The sequence below is a fragment of the Sphingomonas sp. Leaf10 genome (assembly GCF_001421245.1).
GTDB lineage: Bacteria > Pseudomonadota > Alphaproteobacteria > Sphingomonadales > Sphingomonadaceae > Sphingomonas.
In genome coordinates this window covers 288,068-303,491 of sequence record NZ_LMKE01000006.1, presented here as the reverse complement: position 1 = coordinate 303,491, position 15,424 = coordinate 288,068, and the positions used below count along the sequence as shown (strand labels likewise).

Here is a 15,424-nt window from a genome sequence, read left to right as displayed (position 1 = left end):
CCCCCCCCCCCGCCGCACCTCACCCTTTCGACAGGAATGACGTCGACGCGCGCGCTTGCGCCGTCGGCCTGAGAGACGCGTGGATACGACATGGACGAACTGGATATCGTCCGGGGCCTGATGCTCCGGACGGCGGGCGCGTTGCCCGCCACGGCACTGCTCGCCAAAGCGCTGCTGGAATGGACGGAGCCGCATCGGCCTTGGCTGCTGCCCGACGTAGAAGGCGAATTGAGTTGGGAAACCCTTCTCACGGGTCTCGCTGCTCCGCGTGGGGGACCGGTGCGGGCGGAGGCACTCGAACTCGCGGGCACGCTGGCGCGGTTGCTGGGATTGTCGCCGATCGATGCGGCGCTGCTGCACCTGATGGTCGCGTGCGACCGACTGCCGCGCGTCGGTGCCTTGGCGCGATTGCTCAGCCGTCACGGGCATGACCTGCCGCAACTCCTCGGCGAGATGGCCGGGGCGGGTGCGGAGGACGCGGACCGCGCGGCGCGGCGGGGTGCGGTCACGCGGCTGGGCCTGGCCTGCTTCACGGCGACCCGTGAGGGTGAGGCGGATGTCGAAATCCGCTGGACCTTGCAACGTCTGCTCGACCGGGCTCCGGCGAGCGAAGAGGCGATGCTCGATACGCTGGTCGGTCGGCGGCAGGCGGCCACGCTGGGGCTCGACGCCTTTGCGCATGTTGAGCCGATCGACTTTCTCATCCGCCTGCTGCGCGGTGCGCTGGGCGAGGCGGCGGCGGGGATTAACATCCTGATCTACGGCCCGCCCGGCACCGGCAAGACCGAACTCGCGCGTACACTGGCGGCGGCGGCAGGCGCGGTGCTGCACGGCGTCGGCGAGGCGGACGAGGACGGCGAGGAACCCCGCCGTTGGGAACGCGTCGCGGCGCTGGCCTTGGCGCAACGTCTGCTCGGCGGGCGGGAGCCGGCAGTGCTGCTGTTCGATGAGATGGAGGATTTGATCGGCGATGCCAGCCCGTCCGCGGGCGGCGACTGGTTCAGCCGGCGTGAGGGCAGCAAGGTCTTCGTCAACCGGCTGCTGGAGGTCAATCCGGTGCCAGTGATCTGGACCACCAACGCGATCGGCAATGTCGATGCGGCGATCCTGCGGCGGATGAGCTTCGTGCTGCGGCTCGACCTGCCGTCGCGTGCGGCGGCAGCGGCGATGCTCGACCGGGTGGCGCGCGAGGAGCGGGTGACGCCCGGCCCTGCCTTCGCCACCTTGCTCGACGCCGCACCAGAGGCAGCGACGGTTCTGCGGATGGCGGCGCGTGCGGGCAAGCTCGCGGGAGAAGAGGATGGCGGCACCGTCGCAGCCGAAGCGTTGGTACTCGCGCTGCGGGGCGGCACCCTGCCGCCACCAGGGCCGGCGGCATTCGACCTCGACCTGTTCGAAACCGATCGGCCGGTCGATCGGCTGTTTGCGGCCATGGCGGACGGCGGCGCGAGCGACGTGTCGCTGCTGCTGACCGGTCCGCCCGGCACCGGCAAGACAGCCTTCGCGCACCATCTGGCACGGGCGCTCGACCGGCCGCTGCTGGTCAAGCGTGCGTCCGACCTGCTGTCCAAATGGGTAGGCGAGACCGAGGCGCAGATTGCCGATGCCTTTGCCGAGGCGCGGCGGCGTGAGGCGGTGCTGCTGTTCGACGAGGCGGACTCGCTGCTGTTCGACCGCAGTACGGCGCGGACCAGTTGGGAGGTCGGACAGGTCAACGAACTGCTGACGTGGCTCGACTTGCATCCGTTGCCGGTGGTCGCTGCGACGAACCATGAGGCGGGGCTGGATCCGGCGACATTGCGGCGGTTCGTCTTCAAGCTGCGGCTGAAACCGCTCGGCACCGAGCGGGCCGCCGTCGCTTTCAAGCGCTTCTTTGGTAAGCCCGCCCCGGCGTGCCTTCGCGCGGTGGAGGGGCTGACCCCCGGCGACTTCGCTGTCGTCGCCCGGCAGCTACGTTACTGGCCCACCATCGACGCGGCTGACCTCGTCGCGCGGTTGCAGGCCGAGGTAGCGGTTCGGCCCGGCGTGTCGGTCAGGCTGGGCTTTTGAATGGCGGGCGCGTGGCCGCCGCTGGCGGCCACGGACTTTTTTAGAGCGACGACTTTTCATGCGACCAGTGCGTGGCTATTCTGATGAACGAGCCTCAGATGATCCGACGATAAAACGCGGACTTAGATGGTTAAAACCTCGGCGTGACGGTCCTGCCGCCCCAGCCAATTTCCAAAAGAGTAGCGATTTTAGCGCTGTAGGTCGCGAAATTGCAGTCTTATGTGGGCGGGTTTATTGGGCCGATAGCTGCCCGATCTGATAAAACTTAAGTCAAATCCGTAAGGAGGTCGCGCGGCCTTCGCTTTCGCTGCGGTCGAAAAGGACCGTGAACGTCAATCACTGTGTACGATCTCGGCTTGTCGTCCTCGACCGAGACTAGAGCGTCCAGCTTGAACGGCTGTTGGCAGCGGTTCTTTGAACGCCGAACGATCTTCTATTTTCAGGTTATCGATTGTCTTGGCAAAGTATACCGCTAAGCCATTCTGCGCTTTGCACGGTCGCTGTAGCCTTATGTGCGTTGTCGGGTTGAGTCTTTCGCCTCCCAGTGGATGACCATTTGCTCGTTGTCGGCGGCAATGCGTTGCTAGACTCGACCAGCAGCGGCCGTCCGGCGGGCGGGCGGGCGCTTCTCGCCTCAGCTAAGCATTTCGATACCGGACGTCTTGTAGCGCGTCTGCACGGCCTTGTCGGGTTTTGGTGCGAACCGATAGACCGGTTCCGCCACGGGATTGCCGTTATCGTCATATGCCGTGGTGAAACCGACGGTGTCGTCCAGCTCGCCCTGAATGCGCTGTTCCCTGCGCTCCAGGTCGTACATCTTGCGCTCGATGCCAAAGCATTCCCGGTCACGCTCGTTGGCGTCCTAGCCGGGGCCAGCGAGAACCTTCCGGTGGTACGAGTTGGCTTCAAGTTCCGCTCGGATGAAGATCTTCTCGAAGATTGCATGGTCCGGGCCTGTGCCATCTATGCAGCGGTCGTGGGTGCGCAACTCTTTGCAAGGGGACGATCGGACATCGCGTTTTTCGATGCCATGATCGCCAGCTACCGCGCCGTCGGACTCTCACCGGCTTAATAGCCGCCGGGGATTGCTGACCGGTAACGGATAATATGCATGACGCTTGCCGGGTTTGTGTCCGTGCGGACTTGCTGTGCTACAGGCCCCGTATGTCGAAATCCCACACGAACGCCGGCACCGTCACGGTCGATGGTACCGCCTATGACTGGCACCTGCACAGCGAACCTCATCAGTCAGATGACGAGGGATGGAAGGGCATGACGATTGCGCTATTCCAGCAGGACGCCAAGCGCGAGGCCCTGGTCGAGTTTCCTCCGCCCAAGCGGCTGTTGAAGGGTTTGCCGCGCGGTCGGCTCCAACTCGATGACGCGACGATCGCACGGTGCGTGCGCTCTGCGCTGTCATCCGGTTGGGAGCCGGTGTCGCGCGGCAGGCCGGTCGTGATCATGGTCGATGCCGAGGGCAATTGAGCCATGCGCCGTGCGCCGGCCGTCGGCGCGACAACCGCAGCGGGGATTGGGCTTGTCAGAGATCGTAGCGCGGTACAATTTCGTCTTGAGATGAAGACGTCACCCATGTCCGACGAATATGCCCGCGGCCGACGCGACGGATTGCGCCTCGCCCTGTCGATCCTCGAGGCGGAGGAAGCCAAGTGGGAAGCGCTGCTTGGCGAGAGCCCGTCGTGGCGGACGAATGCGATCCGGGTTATCCGTCACAAGGCGTATCAGGTCGCGCGCAAACGCGTGCAGACGGCGCTGCATCGGCTACTGCCGAAATCGGAGGCCGCATTGCCGAGCGAGATCGCGCAAAGGATCGACCAGGCCGGCTTGTAAGCCGTTGCGCCATGCCCCCTGCTCCGAAGCGGGGCAGCGACATGAAAGTGTACGGCGTACCGGGCGGCGGCTCGGCTATCGTCGAGGCGATGCTGGCGCTGGTCGGCGAGTCCTATGACTTGGTCGACGTCTAAGGCTTTGCTGTCGGGCTGAAGCGCAGGACAGGCTGGCGCGATCGCGCTGTGGCTGTCGGACCGACATGCGGGTTGGCGCCTTCGCCTTGAACGGTCGAACGTCGCCGGTTCCCGCGGATGCAGATCAGCGCGGCCGCCGCGATGATCGCAAGCGTGACCACGTCGCCCGCACCCGCTAGAGCAGCGCGCCAGTCACCAAAGGACCCAAGTGATGCAACTCTGGACCGGCCTCGGCAATCCCGGGCCGCAATATGCGATGCACCGCCACAATATCGGCTTCATGGCGGTCGACGCCATCGCCGAGGTCCATGGTTTCGCCGCGCCGAAACGGGCGTTCCAGGGCTGGATTCAGGAAGGGCGGATCGGCACGCAGAAAATCCTGCTGCTGAAACCCGGCACCTACATGAACGAAAGCGGCCGCTCGGTCGGGGAAGCGATGCGCTTCTACAAGTTGACGCCTGCCGACGTCACCGTCTTGCACGACGAGCTCGACCTTGCCCCGTTCAAGCTGAAGATGAAGACCGGCGGCGGCCATGCCGGGCATAACGGCCTGCGCTCGACCGACGCGCATATCGGCCCCGACTTCCGCCGCATCCGCCTCGGCATCGGCCATCCGGGGCACAAGGACCGGGTAAGCCCCTATGTGCTCGGCAATTTCGCCAAGGCCGAACTGGACGACCTGACCGACCTGCTCGGCGCGGTCGCTGCCGAAGCCCCATGGCTGGCGGCCGGCGACGACGTGCGCTTCATGAACGAAGTCGCGCGGCGGATGGGGTGAGGTCGCCGACCGGAGCCTCGACAGGGCGATGTCGCAGGATGTCGTCTCGCGGATAGCGACTGCCGGTGTCCCCGTGCATTGCGCGGGCGAGCGGCGCCGGTGCGGTCCCCGATGGATGTTGCGGATCGCTTCGTTCCTGATACGCATCGCCGATGTCGCCCGAGGAGATCGATCGGGCAGGGGGATGCGATGGTCGGGTTCGTGCGGGTGGCGGTTGTCGGGGCGCTGGCGTCCGGCTGGGCGGTGGCGGGAAGCACGGCGGCCCATGCCGCGCAAGCACCGGCCGCCCCCGCCGCGACGCAGGCCGATTGGGTGACGGCGAGCAACCTGAACACGGCGTTGGTGCTCGAAGCACAGGCGAAATTCGATCCCGAGGAAGCGTCGGGCAACGGCCTGTCGGCCTATGACGGGCTGGCCGTCGATCTGGCGCCCCGGCGCGACGAACGGCGTGCCGAAGCGCTGACGGCGGTGATCGCCGAGTTGAAGCGACGGCGCGAGGGCGAGCGCGATCCGCGGATCCGGCAGGATCTCGACATCCTGATCCAGTCGGTCGCCGACGATATCGAAAGCACCCGGCTCCGTCACAAATACATGCTGGGCTGGATCGACGCGCCGGAGGCGATGTTCGGCGGGCTGAAGGTGCTGCTCGACGATCAGGTGACGCCGAAGCGGCGCGCGCGGGCGGTCGAACTGCTGCGGCGCTATGTCGGCGACTGGCCGGGCACCACGCCGCTAACCGATCTGGCCCGCGCCCGGTTCGAGGAACTGCGCACGCCGGGACTGCTCGGACCCGACAAGGTATCGGTCGACAATGCCATCGCCAACGCCGCCACCTTTGCCGAGGGTATCGCCAAGCTGTTCGCGCAGTACAAGGTCGCGGGCGCCGGCCCGGCATTGGCGAAGCTTGACGCGCAGATCGCCGCCTATACCGCATGGACCAAGGCCACCGTCCTGCCGCTGGCCCGCACCGACCATCGGCTGCCGCCCGAGATGTACGCCTTCCGCCTCCGGCAGTTCGGTATCGATATCGACCCCCGCCAGTTGATCGCACAGGCGCAGGTCGAATTCGCCGAGACCCGCGCGACGATGGCCGCGATCGCTCCGCGCGTCGTCGCCGAGAAGCGGCTGACGCCGGGCAGCTATGTCGACATCATCCGCCAATTGAAGCGCGATCCGGTTCCCGACGACCGGATCGAGGAGAGCTATGCCGAGATCAATCGCCGGATCGAGGATGCGATCCGCCGCGAACGCATCGTGACCCTGCCCGAGCGGCCGATGAAAATGCGGCTGGCGAGCGTGGCGGAATCGGCGGCATCGCCCGCACCGCACATGGAACCGCCGCCGCTGCTGAACAACACGGGCGAATATGGCACGTTCGTGTTACCGGTCGGTGTGCCGGGAACCGGGCCGGAGTTGCGCTACGACGACTTCAATTTCCCCGCGGCGCAATGGACGGTCAGCGCGCATGAGGGGCGGCCGGGACACGAGCTGCAATTTTCGGCCATGCTCGAAGGCGGCGTGTCGCAGGCACGCATCCTCTATGCCTTCAACAGCGTGAATGTGGAGGGGTGGGCGCTTTATGCCGAGGCGGAGGCGCTGCCCTATCACCCGATCGAGGGGCAGTTGATGGCCTATCAGGCGCGGCTGCTGCGGGCGGCGCGTGCGTTCCTCGATCCGATGCTGAACCTCGGCCTGCTGTCGATCGACGATGCGCGCCGTATCCTGATCGAGCAGGTGGCGGTTTCGCCCGCGATGGCGAAGCAGGAGATCGAGCGCTACACTTCGCGCGCGCCGGGGCAGGCGGGCAGTTATTTCTATGGCTATACCCGTTTACTGCGCATCCGGATCGCGGCGGAACTGGCGCTCGGTCCTAAATTCGACCGGATGGCGTTCAACGACTTCCTGCTCGCACAGGGTCTGTTGCCGCCCGACCTGCTGGAAAAGGCGGTCCTGACCGAGTTCGTGCCGCGACAGCGTTCGAGGTAGCGATCGACGCTGGATCATCCGGCAAAATCCCCCATGTTGCAGGACATGGACGACGATATCGAACCGCAGGGGCCGATCCTGCCGAGGGCACGCAAGGTCGTGAGCGGCTTTGCCGAGGTTGGGCTGAGCGGTGCCGAAGAGCTGTTGCGCCGCATGTCGCCGGAGGGGCGCGAGCAGGCGCGCCGCGAACGCGCGGCAAAGGCACGTCGCCAGCGCCGGCTGGCGCTACGCCTCGCAATGGCCAGCGCGGGTGCGCTGCTGGTCTGGGCGGTGCTGGCTGCCGTCAGCGCGCCGGGGGTGGCGCTGGCCGTGGCGATGGCCGCGCTGATCGTCGTGACGACGCTGATCGTGCTGCACACCGATCCGCGTGCACCGGGCCGCGAGGCGCTGGTGCAGGCAGCGCTGCCCGATCTGGTCGACGAAGCCGATATCTGGCTGGCGGGGTATCAGCGCGGCCTGCCGCCGCCGGCGCGGCAACTGGCGACCGATATTCGCCACCGCCTCGACGGGCTGCGCCCGCTGGTCACGCGGCTCGATCCACGCAGCCCGGCGGCGGGAGCAATTCACAAGCTGGTCTCGATCGAACTACCCGACCTGGTCGACGGTTGGCGCGACGTACCGCCCGCCGCGCGCCGGACGATGTTGCCCGACGGGCGGACCCCGGACGATCATCTCGTCAACGGGCTGCACCTGATCGATGCCGAACTCACGCGGCTGCGCGGTGCGGCGGGTGATGGCGCGCTGGACGGCATTGCGGTGCAGGGCCGCTATCTGGAGCTGAAATACGGCAATGATGGGCAATTGCCCTGATTCAAAGTCCTTGCGCCGGAGAGTCGCGACGTGGATGGTGCCCGCCGACGGAAGCGGTCGGAGTCGAAACGGATGGACGTGAACGCCCATGGGGAAGACACCAACGCTTTGCGGGCCGAGGTTCATTTTCTCGCGGCACTGGTCGATGAACTGATGCGCAAGATGCTGGCGGCTGGCACCCTGTCGCAGGTGGAGATGAACGAAGTCGAGGCGGCGGTCGCCCGGCGGGTGGGGGGAGCGCCCCGCGCCTGGTGACGATCGGCGATCACGCGCGTCGCATCCGCGCCGATACTTGATCCGTCGCGCCAATCCTGACGCACCGGGCGCAGGTTACAGGCTGCTCGGTACGTAGCGATCCGCGCGGACGGCAATGGGCGTCGGGGCCGCCACGGCCTCGCCGATCAGCAGCAGCGCGGGGTCGCTGTCGCTGATCGCCTCGACCAGAAAGGCGAGCGCCGACAGGCGGCCGCGGATGATGCGTTCGGCCGGCAGCGACACGTTGACCGCGACCATGACCGGCGTATCGGCGGCGCGGCCGGCGGCGATCAGTTCGCGTGCCACCTCATGCGCGGCGGCGCGGCCCATATAGACGGCCAGCGTCGCATCGGGCGCGGCGAGGGTCTGCCAGTCGAGATCGAGCGCTTCGCCGGCACGGGCATGGGCGGTGACGAAGGTCAGCTTGCGGGCGAGGCCGCGTAGCGTCAGCGAAACCCCACCCGACGCCGCCGCCGCGCTGGCGGCGGTGATGCCGGGGCAGATGCGGGTGGCGACGCCGTGCGCCGCCAGATGTTCGATCTCTTCGGTCGACCGGCCGAAAATCGACGCGTCGCCGCCCTTCAGCCGCACGACGCGCTTGCCGGCCAGCGCGGCGTCGGCGAGCAGGTCGTTGATCGACCGTTGCTCCTTCGAATGACGCCCCGATCGCTTGCCGACCGAGACGCGTTCGGCTTGGGGGCCGATCAGGTCGAGCACGCCGGGACCGACCAGCGCGTCGTAGAAGACGATGTCGGCGGCGGCGATGAGCCGTTCGGCCTTGCGGGTCAGCAGGTCGGGATCGCCCGGACCGGCCCCGACCAGCCAGACCATGCCGGGGGTGAAGTCATGCGGCATGGGACGATCCTTTCGGTTGCAGCAGCTTGGCGAGCGCGGGGCGGCAGGAACCGCAGTTCGTACCCGCGCCGATCGCCTTGCCGATCGCGGCGACATCGGTCAGCCGCTGTTCGGCGATGGTGGTCAGGATGGTGTTGAGGCCGATATCGAAACAGGCGCAGACGATCGGGCCGCGATCGACCTGCACGCCCGGCGCGCGACCGGCGAGTAGGGTCGGCGCGGCGCTCGCCTCGGCCAGTTGCGCGACCAACCAGTCGCGGGAGGGAAGCGATCCGTCGCGGGTGACGAACAGTGCGGCGGCAAGCCGGCCGTCCTGCAGGACGGCGATGCGGCGCATGCCGCGTGCGCTGTCGATCGCCTCGATCCGTTCGCCACGCGGCAGCAGCCGGTCGAGCTTCGCGGCGTCACCTTCGCCAGCCAGATCCCACACCGTGCCGCACGGGACCGCCACCCGCGTCGCCCACAGGCAGTCGGGGCGAGGGGTTTCGTCACGCACGATCAGGAAGCCGCGCCAGTCGCTTGCCACCGCCGCGATCCGCGCCGGGGTCGCCTTGAACCCAGGCTGGCCCGACACCGGATCGGTCAGCGGGCGGGGCAGGCGGCCCGAACGGCCACCCGTAGAGGTACGATCGGTCCAGTGGATCGGCACGAACAATTCGCCCGGCCGCTGGGTCGGCGTGACCTGTGCGCGGTACAGGCTGTCGCCCTGTGGCGTCGCAACGCGGGCGAGGCCGCCATCGGCGATGCCGAGGCGGACGGCGTCGTCGGGATGCACCTCGACCAGCGGTTCCTCGCGATGGCGGGCGAGTTTGGGGCTGAGACCCGTGCGGGTCATCGTATGCCACTGGTCGCGATAGCGCCCGGTGTTGAGCGTCATCGGCCATGCGTCGAGCGTACCGGCCACCGGCTTTTGCGCGACCGCGACCATGCGCGCGCGGCCATCGGGGGTTGGGAAACGACCATCGGCGAACGGCGTGTCGTCCCAGCGGAACGGCTGCATCGCTGCATATTCGGCATTGCCGCGCGCGGCGTGGCCCGGCAGCGCGAAACGCCGTGCGCCGTCATTCTGATAGGTCGACAGCCGGCAATGCTCGAGCCAGATATCGGCGGGCCGGTCATAGGCGAACGCGCTGCGCCAGCCCATGCGCTGCGCGACCTGCGCGATGATCCACCAGTCGGGCTTGGCCTCGCCGGGAAGGGCCATGAAAGCGCGCTGGCGGCTGATGACGCGTTCCGAATTGGTGACCGTGCCGTCCTTCTCGCCCCATGCTGCGGCGGGCAGGCGGACATGCGCGTAAGCCGACGTGTCGGTGTCGGCGATCACGTCGGACACCACGACGAACGGGCAATCGGCCAGCGCGGCGCGGACGCGATCGGCATCGGGCATCGACACGGCGGGATTGGTCGCCATGATCCATACCGCCTTGATCCGGCCCTCGCCCACGGCGCGAAACAGGTCGACCGCCTTCAGCCCCGGTGCGCTCGCCATGTTGGGCGCGGCCCAGAAACGGCCGACCCGCGCCACGTCCTCGGGCGCGAACCCCATATGCGCGGCGAGCGTGTTGGCAAGACCCCCGACCTCGCGCCCGCCCATCGCGTTGGGCTGGCCGGTGATCGAAAAGGGTGCCGCGCCCGGCTTGCCGATGCGGCCGGTGGCGAGGTGGACGTTGACGATCGCATTGACCTGATCGGTGCCGGTCAGCGACTGGTTGATGCCCTGGCTGAACATCGTGACGGTGCGCGGGTTGGCGGCGAACAGTTCGTAGAAGCGGCGCAGATCGGCGACGGGGACGTCGCAGGTCTTCGCGACTGACCACAGGTCATAGCCGTCGGCGAGGCTGTCCCAGAAGCCGTCCGACACCGCGACATGCGCGTCGAGATAGGCGTTGTCGAGCACGCCAGCGTCGCGGCACCATGCCAGCAACCCGTTCATCAGCGCCACGTCGGTGCCGGGCTTCACCGGCAGGTGCAGGTCGGCTTCATCGGCGGTTTCGGTACGGCGCGGATCGATGACCACCAGCTTTGCCCCGGCGTCGCAGCGCGCGCGGATGCGCTGATAGACGATCGGGTGGCACCACGCGGTGTTCGATCCGACCAGCACGATCAGGTCGGCGGCGTCGAGGTCACTGTAATTGGCGGGCACGACGTCCTCACCGAACGCGCGCAGGTGGCCCGCCACCGCGCTCGACATGCACAGTCGCGAATTGGTGTCGATGTTCGCCGATCCGATGAATCCCTTCATCAGCTTGTTGGCGACGTAATAGTCTTCGGTCAGCAACTGGCCGGAGACGTAGAAGGCGACGCTGTCGGGGCCGTGCGCTGCGATGGTGTCGCGAAAGCGTTTGGCGACGAGGTCGAGCGCCTTGTCCCACGTCGCCTGCTTGCGGCCGATCATGGGCGTGAGGAGGCGGCCGTCGAGTCCGATCGTCTCGCCGAGATGCGTGCCCTTGGAACACAGCCGGCCGGCATTGGCGGGGTGCTCCGGATCGCCGGCGATCGACGCGGTACGCGCGCCCGTCGGCGTGGCGAGGATCCCGCACCCGACCCCGCAATAGGCGCAAGTGGTTTTCACACTCATAGCCCTCTCCCCGTCAGGGGAGAGGGTTGGGAGAGGGGGAGTGCGAGACGGCCGTTGTTACGCACAACCCCCTCTCCCCGGCCCTCTCCCTTGAAGGGGAGAGGGAGTTTCACGCCGCCACCTTCAGCGCGCTGGCGCGGCAGATCAGCACGCGGCCGGCGTCGATCTTGACCGGCACCGTCGGCGTACACCCCTTGTCCTCGCCCATCGCCTCGCCGGTCGCCAGCGCGATGCGCCAATTGTGCAGCGGGCACGCGACCGCACCGCCATGGACGATGCCCTGGCTCAGCCGCCCGCCCTTGTGCGGACAGCGATCGGCCAGCGCAAAGACCTTGCCCTCGCCGGTGCGGAACACGGCGATATCGTCGCCGCCGGTCACCTGCACGGTACGGCTGCCGCGCAGCGGGATTTCATCGACCCAGCCGATGTCGAGCCATTCGCCGGTCATGCCAGCACCTCCTGCTTCGGGGTGAATGTCGCCATCGGCGCGTGATGTTCGCGCTCCGCCCCGGCGACGCGCGCCGCCCATGGATCGTCCTGCATGAAGGTCTGCGAGAACAGGAAGCGCTCGGCCAGCGCATCGCGACCCGGAGCATCTTCGGCGATGCGGGCACGGACATAGTCGACGCCGACGCGTTCGATCCACGGGGCGGTCCGCTCCAGATAGCGCGCTTCCTCGCGGTACAGCTGGATGAAGGCAGCGCAGTAGTGCATAGCCTCTTCCTCGGTCGCGACCTTGCACAGGAAGTCGGTGGCGCGGACCTTGATGCCGCCATTGCCGCCGACCGACAGTTCGTAGCCGCTGTCGACACAGACAACGCCGAAGTCCTTGATCGTCGCCTCGGCACAATTGCGCGGACATCCCGATACGGCGATCTTGAACTTGTGGGGCATCCACGACCCCCAGGTCATGCGCTCGACCTTGACGCCCAGCCCGGTCGAATCCTGCGTACCGAAGCGGCACCATTCGGACCCGACACAGGTCTTCACCGTGCGCAACGACTTGCCATAGGCATGGCCGCTGACCATGCCAGCGGCATTCAGATCGGCCCAGACGGCAGGCAGATCCTCGCGCTTGATACCGAAAATGTCGAGGCGCTGGCCGCCGGTGACCTTGACCATCGGCGCGTCGTACTTCTCGACGACATCGGCGATCGCGCGCAACTCGCGGGGGTTGGTAAGCCCACCCCACATGCGCGGCACGACCGAATAGGTGCCGTCCTTCTGGATGTTGGCATGCAGGCGTTCGTTGACGAAGCGGCTCTGCTGGTCGTCCTTGTAGACGCCGGGCAGCGCGCACAGCAGATAATAGTTGAGCGCCGGGCGGCACGACGAACAGCCATCGGGCGTCGACCAATGCAGCTTCTGCATGACCTCGGGGATCGAGCGCATATCCTGCGCCACGATCTCGCGGCGGACGTCGTCATGGCCGAAGCTGGTGCATTTGCACATGGTCTTCGGCCCGGCTTTGACCTCGTCGCCCAGGCGCAGCGCCAGCAGCGTCTCGACGATCCCGGTGCACGAACCGCAACTCGCCGATGCCTTGCACCCCGAACGCACCGCGTCGAGGCTGTGCGCGCCGCCATCGATGCAGGCGAAGACCTTACCCTTGGTCACGCCGTTGCAGCCGCAAATCTCCGCATCGTCGGAGAGCGCCGCAACGGCCGACTTAGGGTCCGCCTGCGCCCCTCCCGAAGCGAAAGCCTGTCCAAAGATCAGCAGGTCGCGAATGTCGGCGACGCTGTCGCCCTTCTTCAACAGGTCGAAATACCAGTTGCCGTCGGTGGTATCGCCATACAGCACCGCGCCAACGATGCGGTCGTCCTTGACCACGACCCGCTTGTAGATGCCGCGGCTGGCATCGCGCAGGACGATATCCTCCGCACCGTCGCCGCCCGAAAAGTCCCCGGCCGAGAACACGTCCAGCCCGGCGACCTTCAGCTTGGTCGAGGTCACCGACCCGCGATAGCCGGTGTGCGCGTCGGTCAGCCCATCGGCCAGCGCACGACACATGTCCCATAGCGGCGCGACGAGGCCATAGACGTTGCCGTCATGCTCGACGCATTCGCCGACCGCGAGGATGGCAGGGTCGCTGGTAACCATATGGTCGTCGACCTGGATACCGCGCCCGACCGCGAGGCCGGCGTCGCGCGCCAGTGCAACCGACGGGCGGATGCCGACCGCCATCACCACGAGGCTGGCGGGGATCAGCGTCCCGTCCTTCAGCCGCACGCCCTCGACCGCATCGGTGCCGACGATCTCGGCGGTGTCGGCGCCCGTCAGGATGGTCTGGCCGCGCGCTTCGAGCGCGGATTTCAGCAGCCAGCCCGCCGCTTCATCGAGCTGCCGTTCCATCAGCGTCGGCATGATGTGCAGCACGGTGACCTTCATGCCCCGCAGCGACAGGCCGTGCGCCGCCTCCAGCCCCAACAGCCCGCCGCCGATCACCACCGCATCGCCACCGCGCTCGGCGGCGGCGAGCATATGGTCGACATCCTTCATGTCGCGGAAACCGATCACGCCCGGCAGGTCCTTGCCCGGCACCGGAATGATGAACGGGTCGGACCCGGTCGCGATCAGCAGCCGGTCGTACCCGGTGACGCGGCCCGAACGCGCCGTCACCGTCCTGGCCGCGCGGTCGATGGCGACGACCGGATCGCCCGCGACCAGTTCGATCGCGTTTTGCGCGTACCAGTCGGCCCCATTAATGACGATCTGCTCGAACGTCTTCTCACCCGCCAGCACCGGCGACAGCATGATCCGGTTATAGTTCACATGCGGTTCGGCGCCGAAGATGGTGACGCGGTACCGGCTGGGATCGCGCGCCAGCAGTTCCTCGACCGCGCGGCACCCGGCCATGCCGTTGCCGATCACGACGAGGTGATCGCGCGTGTCAACGCCGGGGGTGAGAGGTTCGTGTTTCATAGTGTCCAGTCCAGTTGGAGCCAGAATTTGCGGGTATCCACGCCGAAGCCATCGGCACGGTAATCGGCGTAGCGGACCGACAGCGCGGTCCGGTCGAGCTTGGCGGTCGCCAGCAGATCGAGTTCGTCGCCATAGCGGCGGACCAGCCGGTCGGAGGCGAACCGATGATAGGCGGCCTGCACCCCGACCCCCTTCAGCCGGCCGACGACCGGCCAAACGTGACCGACATTGGCATACACGTCGCGAATGCCGTCGGCGGGGGTGGTGGTGAACTTGTCGGCCCATCCCTGAAATTTGAAGATCGACGACAGCGGCGTGTTGAACGCGGTCAGCGCGCGACCTTCATCGGCACCGAGCACTTCGTAACCGCCGCCCAGCTTGCTGCCCGACAGTTCGACCGCGCCTTCGCCCAACCAGTAGGCGGCGGCATAATCATTGGGGTTGCGGCCCCAGTCGGACTGGCGGGCGTGGCTGAGCGTATAGCTAAGCTTCGCCTTGCCGATCGGTTGCGTGCCGTTCAGGCGCAGGCCGTAGCTCTGGCTCGACAGGCGGTAATTCTGCACCACCGCTTCGTCCTGATCGACCAGATAGGCGAAGGCGGTGGCGGTGCCGATCGGCGTCGCGACGCCCAGCGTGGCAAAGACATTGTCGCCCGAAATGGCGCGCTGGCGCTGGCCGGTGCCGTCGATGCCCCATACGGTACGCACGCCCCAGGCATAGGTGACATCGGCCTTCAGGCCCTTGATCGGTGTCCATTCGGTGCGCACCGCGTCGAAGGTCTGGGCGTTGTTGCGGATCTGCGCCGCGCCGACGAAACGTTCGTCGTCCAGCGCGATCCGCTGACGCCCCGCCGTCACCGCGAAGCCGGGCGCGGCATAGCGCAGTTGCGCCCGGTACACGCCGATGCTGCGCGGATCGGCAATCAGCGGGCGGTCGGTCTTGCCGTTCAGTCCGTCGAAATAATCGGGGACGATCGACAGGTTCCCCTGCGCCTCGAACAACGCCGAGAACCGCGCCGCCTTTGCCTCCACCCCGGTGCGCAGGCGGGTGGTGACCGCGTGCGCATCCTTCGGCAGATTGTCCTGCTCGACGGTTTCGTAGCGCAGCCGCGCTTCGGCGAGCGGGGTCAGCGTCTGGGCGGCGGCGGGCATGGCGGTCAGCGTGGCGACGGTGGTGAGCGAAAGGCGGGCGATAGTGCGCATGGCG

14 protein-coding genes are annotated in these 15,424 nt (G+C 67.2%); 9 read left to right on the top strand and 5 right to left on the bottom strand.

Features of this window, described 5'->3' with window-relative positions; all coding sequences use genetic code 11:
• Positions 1-90 precede the first annotated feature (90 nt).
• The 9 genes from ASE59_RS07825 (at position 91) to ASE59_RS07790 (ending at position 7,860) form a co-directional block, all read left to right on the top strand.
• On the top strand, positions 91-2,049 hold the full coding sequence (locus ASE59_RS07825) for an AAA family ATPase (RefSeq protein ID WP_056454673.1): 1,959 nt from the start codon (positions 91-93) through the stop codon (positions 2,047-2,049).
• A gap of 544 nt (positions 2,050-2,593) precedes the next feature.
• Complete coding sequence (locus tag ASE59_RS20215) at positions 2,594-3,121, top strand: hypothetical protein (protein ID WP_200913184.1); 528 nt, start codon at positions 2,594-2,596, stop codon at positions 3,119-3,121.
• 92 nt (positions 3,122-3,213) lie between these two features.
• Complete coding sequence (locus tag ASE59_RS07815; protein ID WP_056454668.1) at positions 3,214-3,534, top strand: hypothetical protein; 321 nt, start codon at positions 3,214-3,216, stop codon at positions 3,532-3,534.
• A gap of 90 nt (positions 3,535-3,624) precedes the next feature.
• On the top strand, positions 3,625-3,897 hold the full coding sequence (locus ASE59_RS07810; protein WP_235515680.1) for a hypothetical protein: 273 nt from the start codon (positions 3,625-3,627) through the stop codon (positions 3,895-3,897).
• 11 nt (positions 3,898-3,908) lie between these two features.
• On the top strand, positions 3,909-4,031 hold the full coding sequence (locus tag ASE59_RS20885) for a hypothetical protein (protein WP_268795263.1): 123 nt from the start codon (positions 3,909-3,911) through the stop codon (positions 4,029-4,031).
• Between the two features lie 211 nt (positions 4,032-4,242).
• Entirely contained in the window at positions 4,243-4,809 is a 567-nt protein-coding gene (pth, locus tag ASE59_RS07805) for an aminoacyl-tRNA hydrolase (protein ID WP_056454663.1), read from the top strand.
• A gap of 189 nt (positions 4,810-4,998) precedes the next feature.
• Positions 4,999-6,795 (top strand): DUF885 domain-containing protein, encoded by a 1,797-nt coding sequence (locus ASE59_RS07800; protein ID WP_056454660.1) that lies wholly within the window; start codon positions 4,999-5,001, stop codon positions 6,793-6,795.
• A gap of 45 nt (positions 6,796-6,840) precedes the next feature.
• Positions 6,841-7,605 carry a hypothetical protein gene (locus ASE59_RS07795; protein ID WP_156359949.1) on the top strand — a complete coding sequence of 255 codons (765 nt, stop codon included), beginning with the start codon at positions 6,841-6,843 and terminating at the stop codon, positions 7,603-7,605.
• 72 nt (positions 7,606-7,677) lie between these two features.
• Positions 7,678-7,860, top strand: a complete 183-nt coding sequence (locus ASE59_RS07790; RefSeq protein WP_056454654.1) for a hypothetical protein — start codon at positions 7,678-7,680, stop codon at positions 7,858-7,860.
• A 75-nt stretch (positions 7,861-7,935) separates the two neighbouring features.
• On the opposite strand, the gene cobA is transcribed toward ASE59_RS07790, so the two are convergent.
• The 5 genes from cobA to ASE59_RS07765 all read right to left on the bottom strand — a co-directional run bounded on the left by cobA (position 7,936) and on the right by ASE59_RS07765 (position 15,420).
• Complete coding sequence (cobA, locus tag ASE59_RS07785) at positions 7,936-8,715, bottom strand: uroporphyrinogen-III C-methyltransferase (RefSeq protein ID WP_056454651.1); 780 nt, start codon at positions 8,713-8,715, stop codon at positions 7,936-7,938.
• Positions 8,705-11,293: a nitrate reductase gene (locus ASE59_RS07780; RefSeq protein WP_056454648.1), complete on the bottom strand. Its 2,589-nt coding sequence runs from the start codon at positions 11,291-11,293 to the stop codon at positions 8,705-8,707. The genes cobA and ASE59_RS07780 overlap by 11 nt, the downstream gene beginning before the upstream one ends.
• A gap of 109 nt (positions 11,294-11,402) precedes the next feature.
• The gene (nirD, locus tag ASE59_RS07775) at positions 11,403-11,741 is read right to left on the bottom strand and encodes a nitrite reductase small subunit NirD (protein WP_056454645.1); all 339 of its coding nucleotides are present in this window, start codon (positions 11,739-11,741) and stop codon (positions 11,403-11,405) included.
• Complete coding sequence (gene nirB / locus ASE59_RS07770; RefSeq protein ID WP_056454642.1) at positions 11,738-14,218, bottom strand: nitrite reductase large subunit NirB; 2,481 nt, start codon at positions 14,216-14,218, stop codon at positions 11,738-11,740. Before nirB ends, nirD begins: the two co-directional genes overlap by 4 nt.
• A complete protein-coding gene (locus ASE59_RS07765) occupies positions 14,215-15,420 on the bottom strand; it encodes an alginate export family protein (protein WP_056454639.1) in 1,206 nt (401 codons plus the stop codon). The genes nirB and ASE59_RS07765 overlap by 4 nt, the downstream gene beginning before the upstream one ends.
• Between the last annotated feature and the right edge of the window lie 4 nt (positions 15,421-15,424).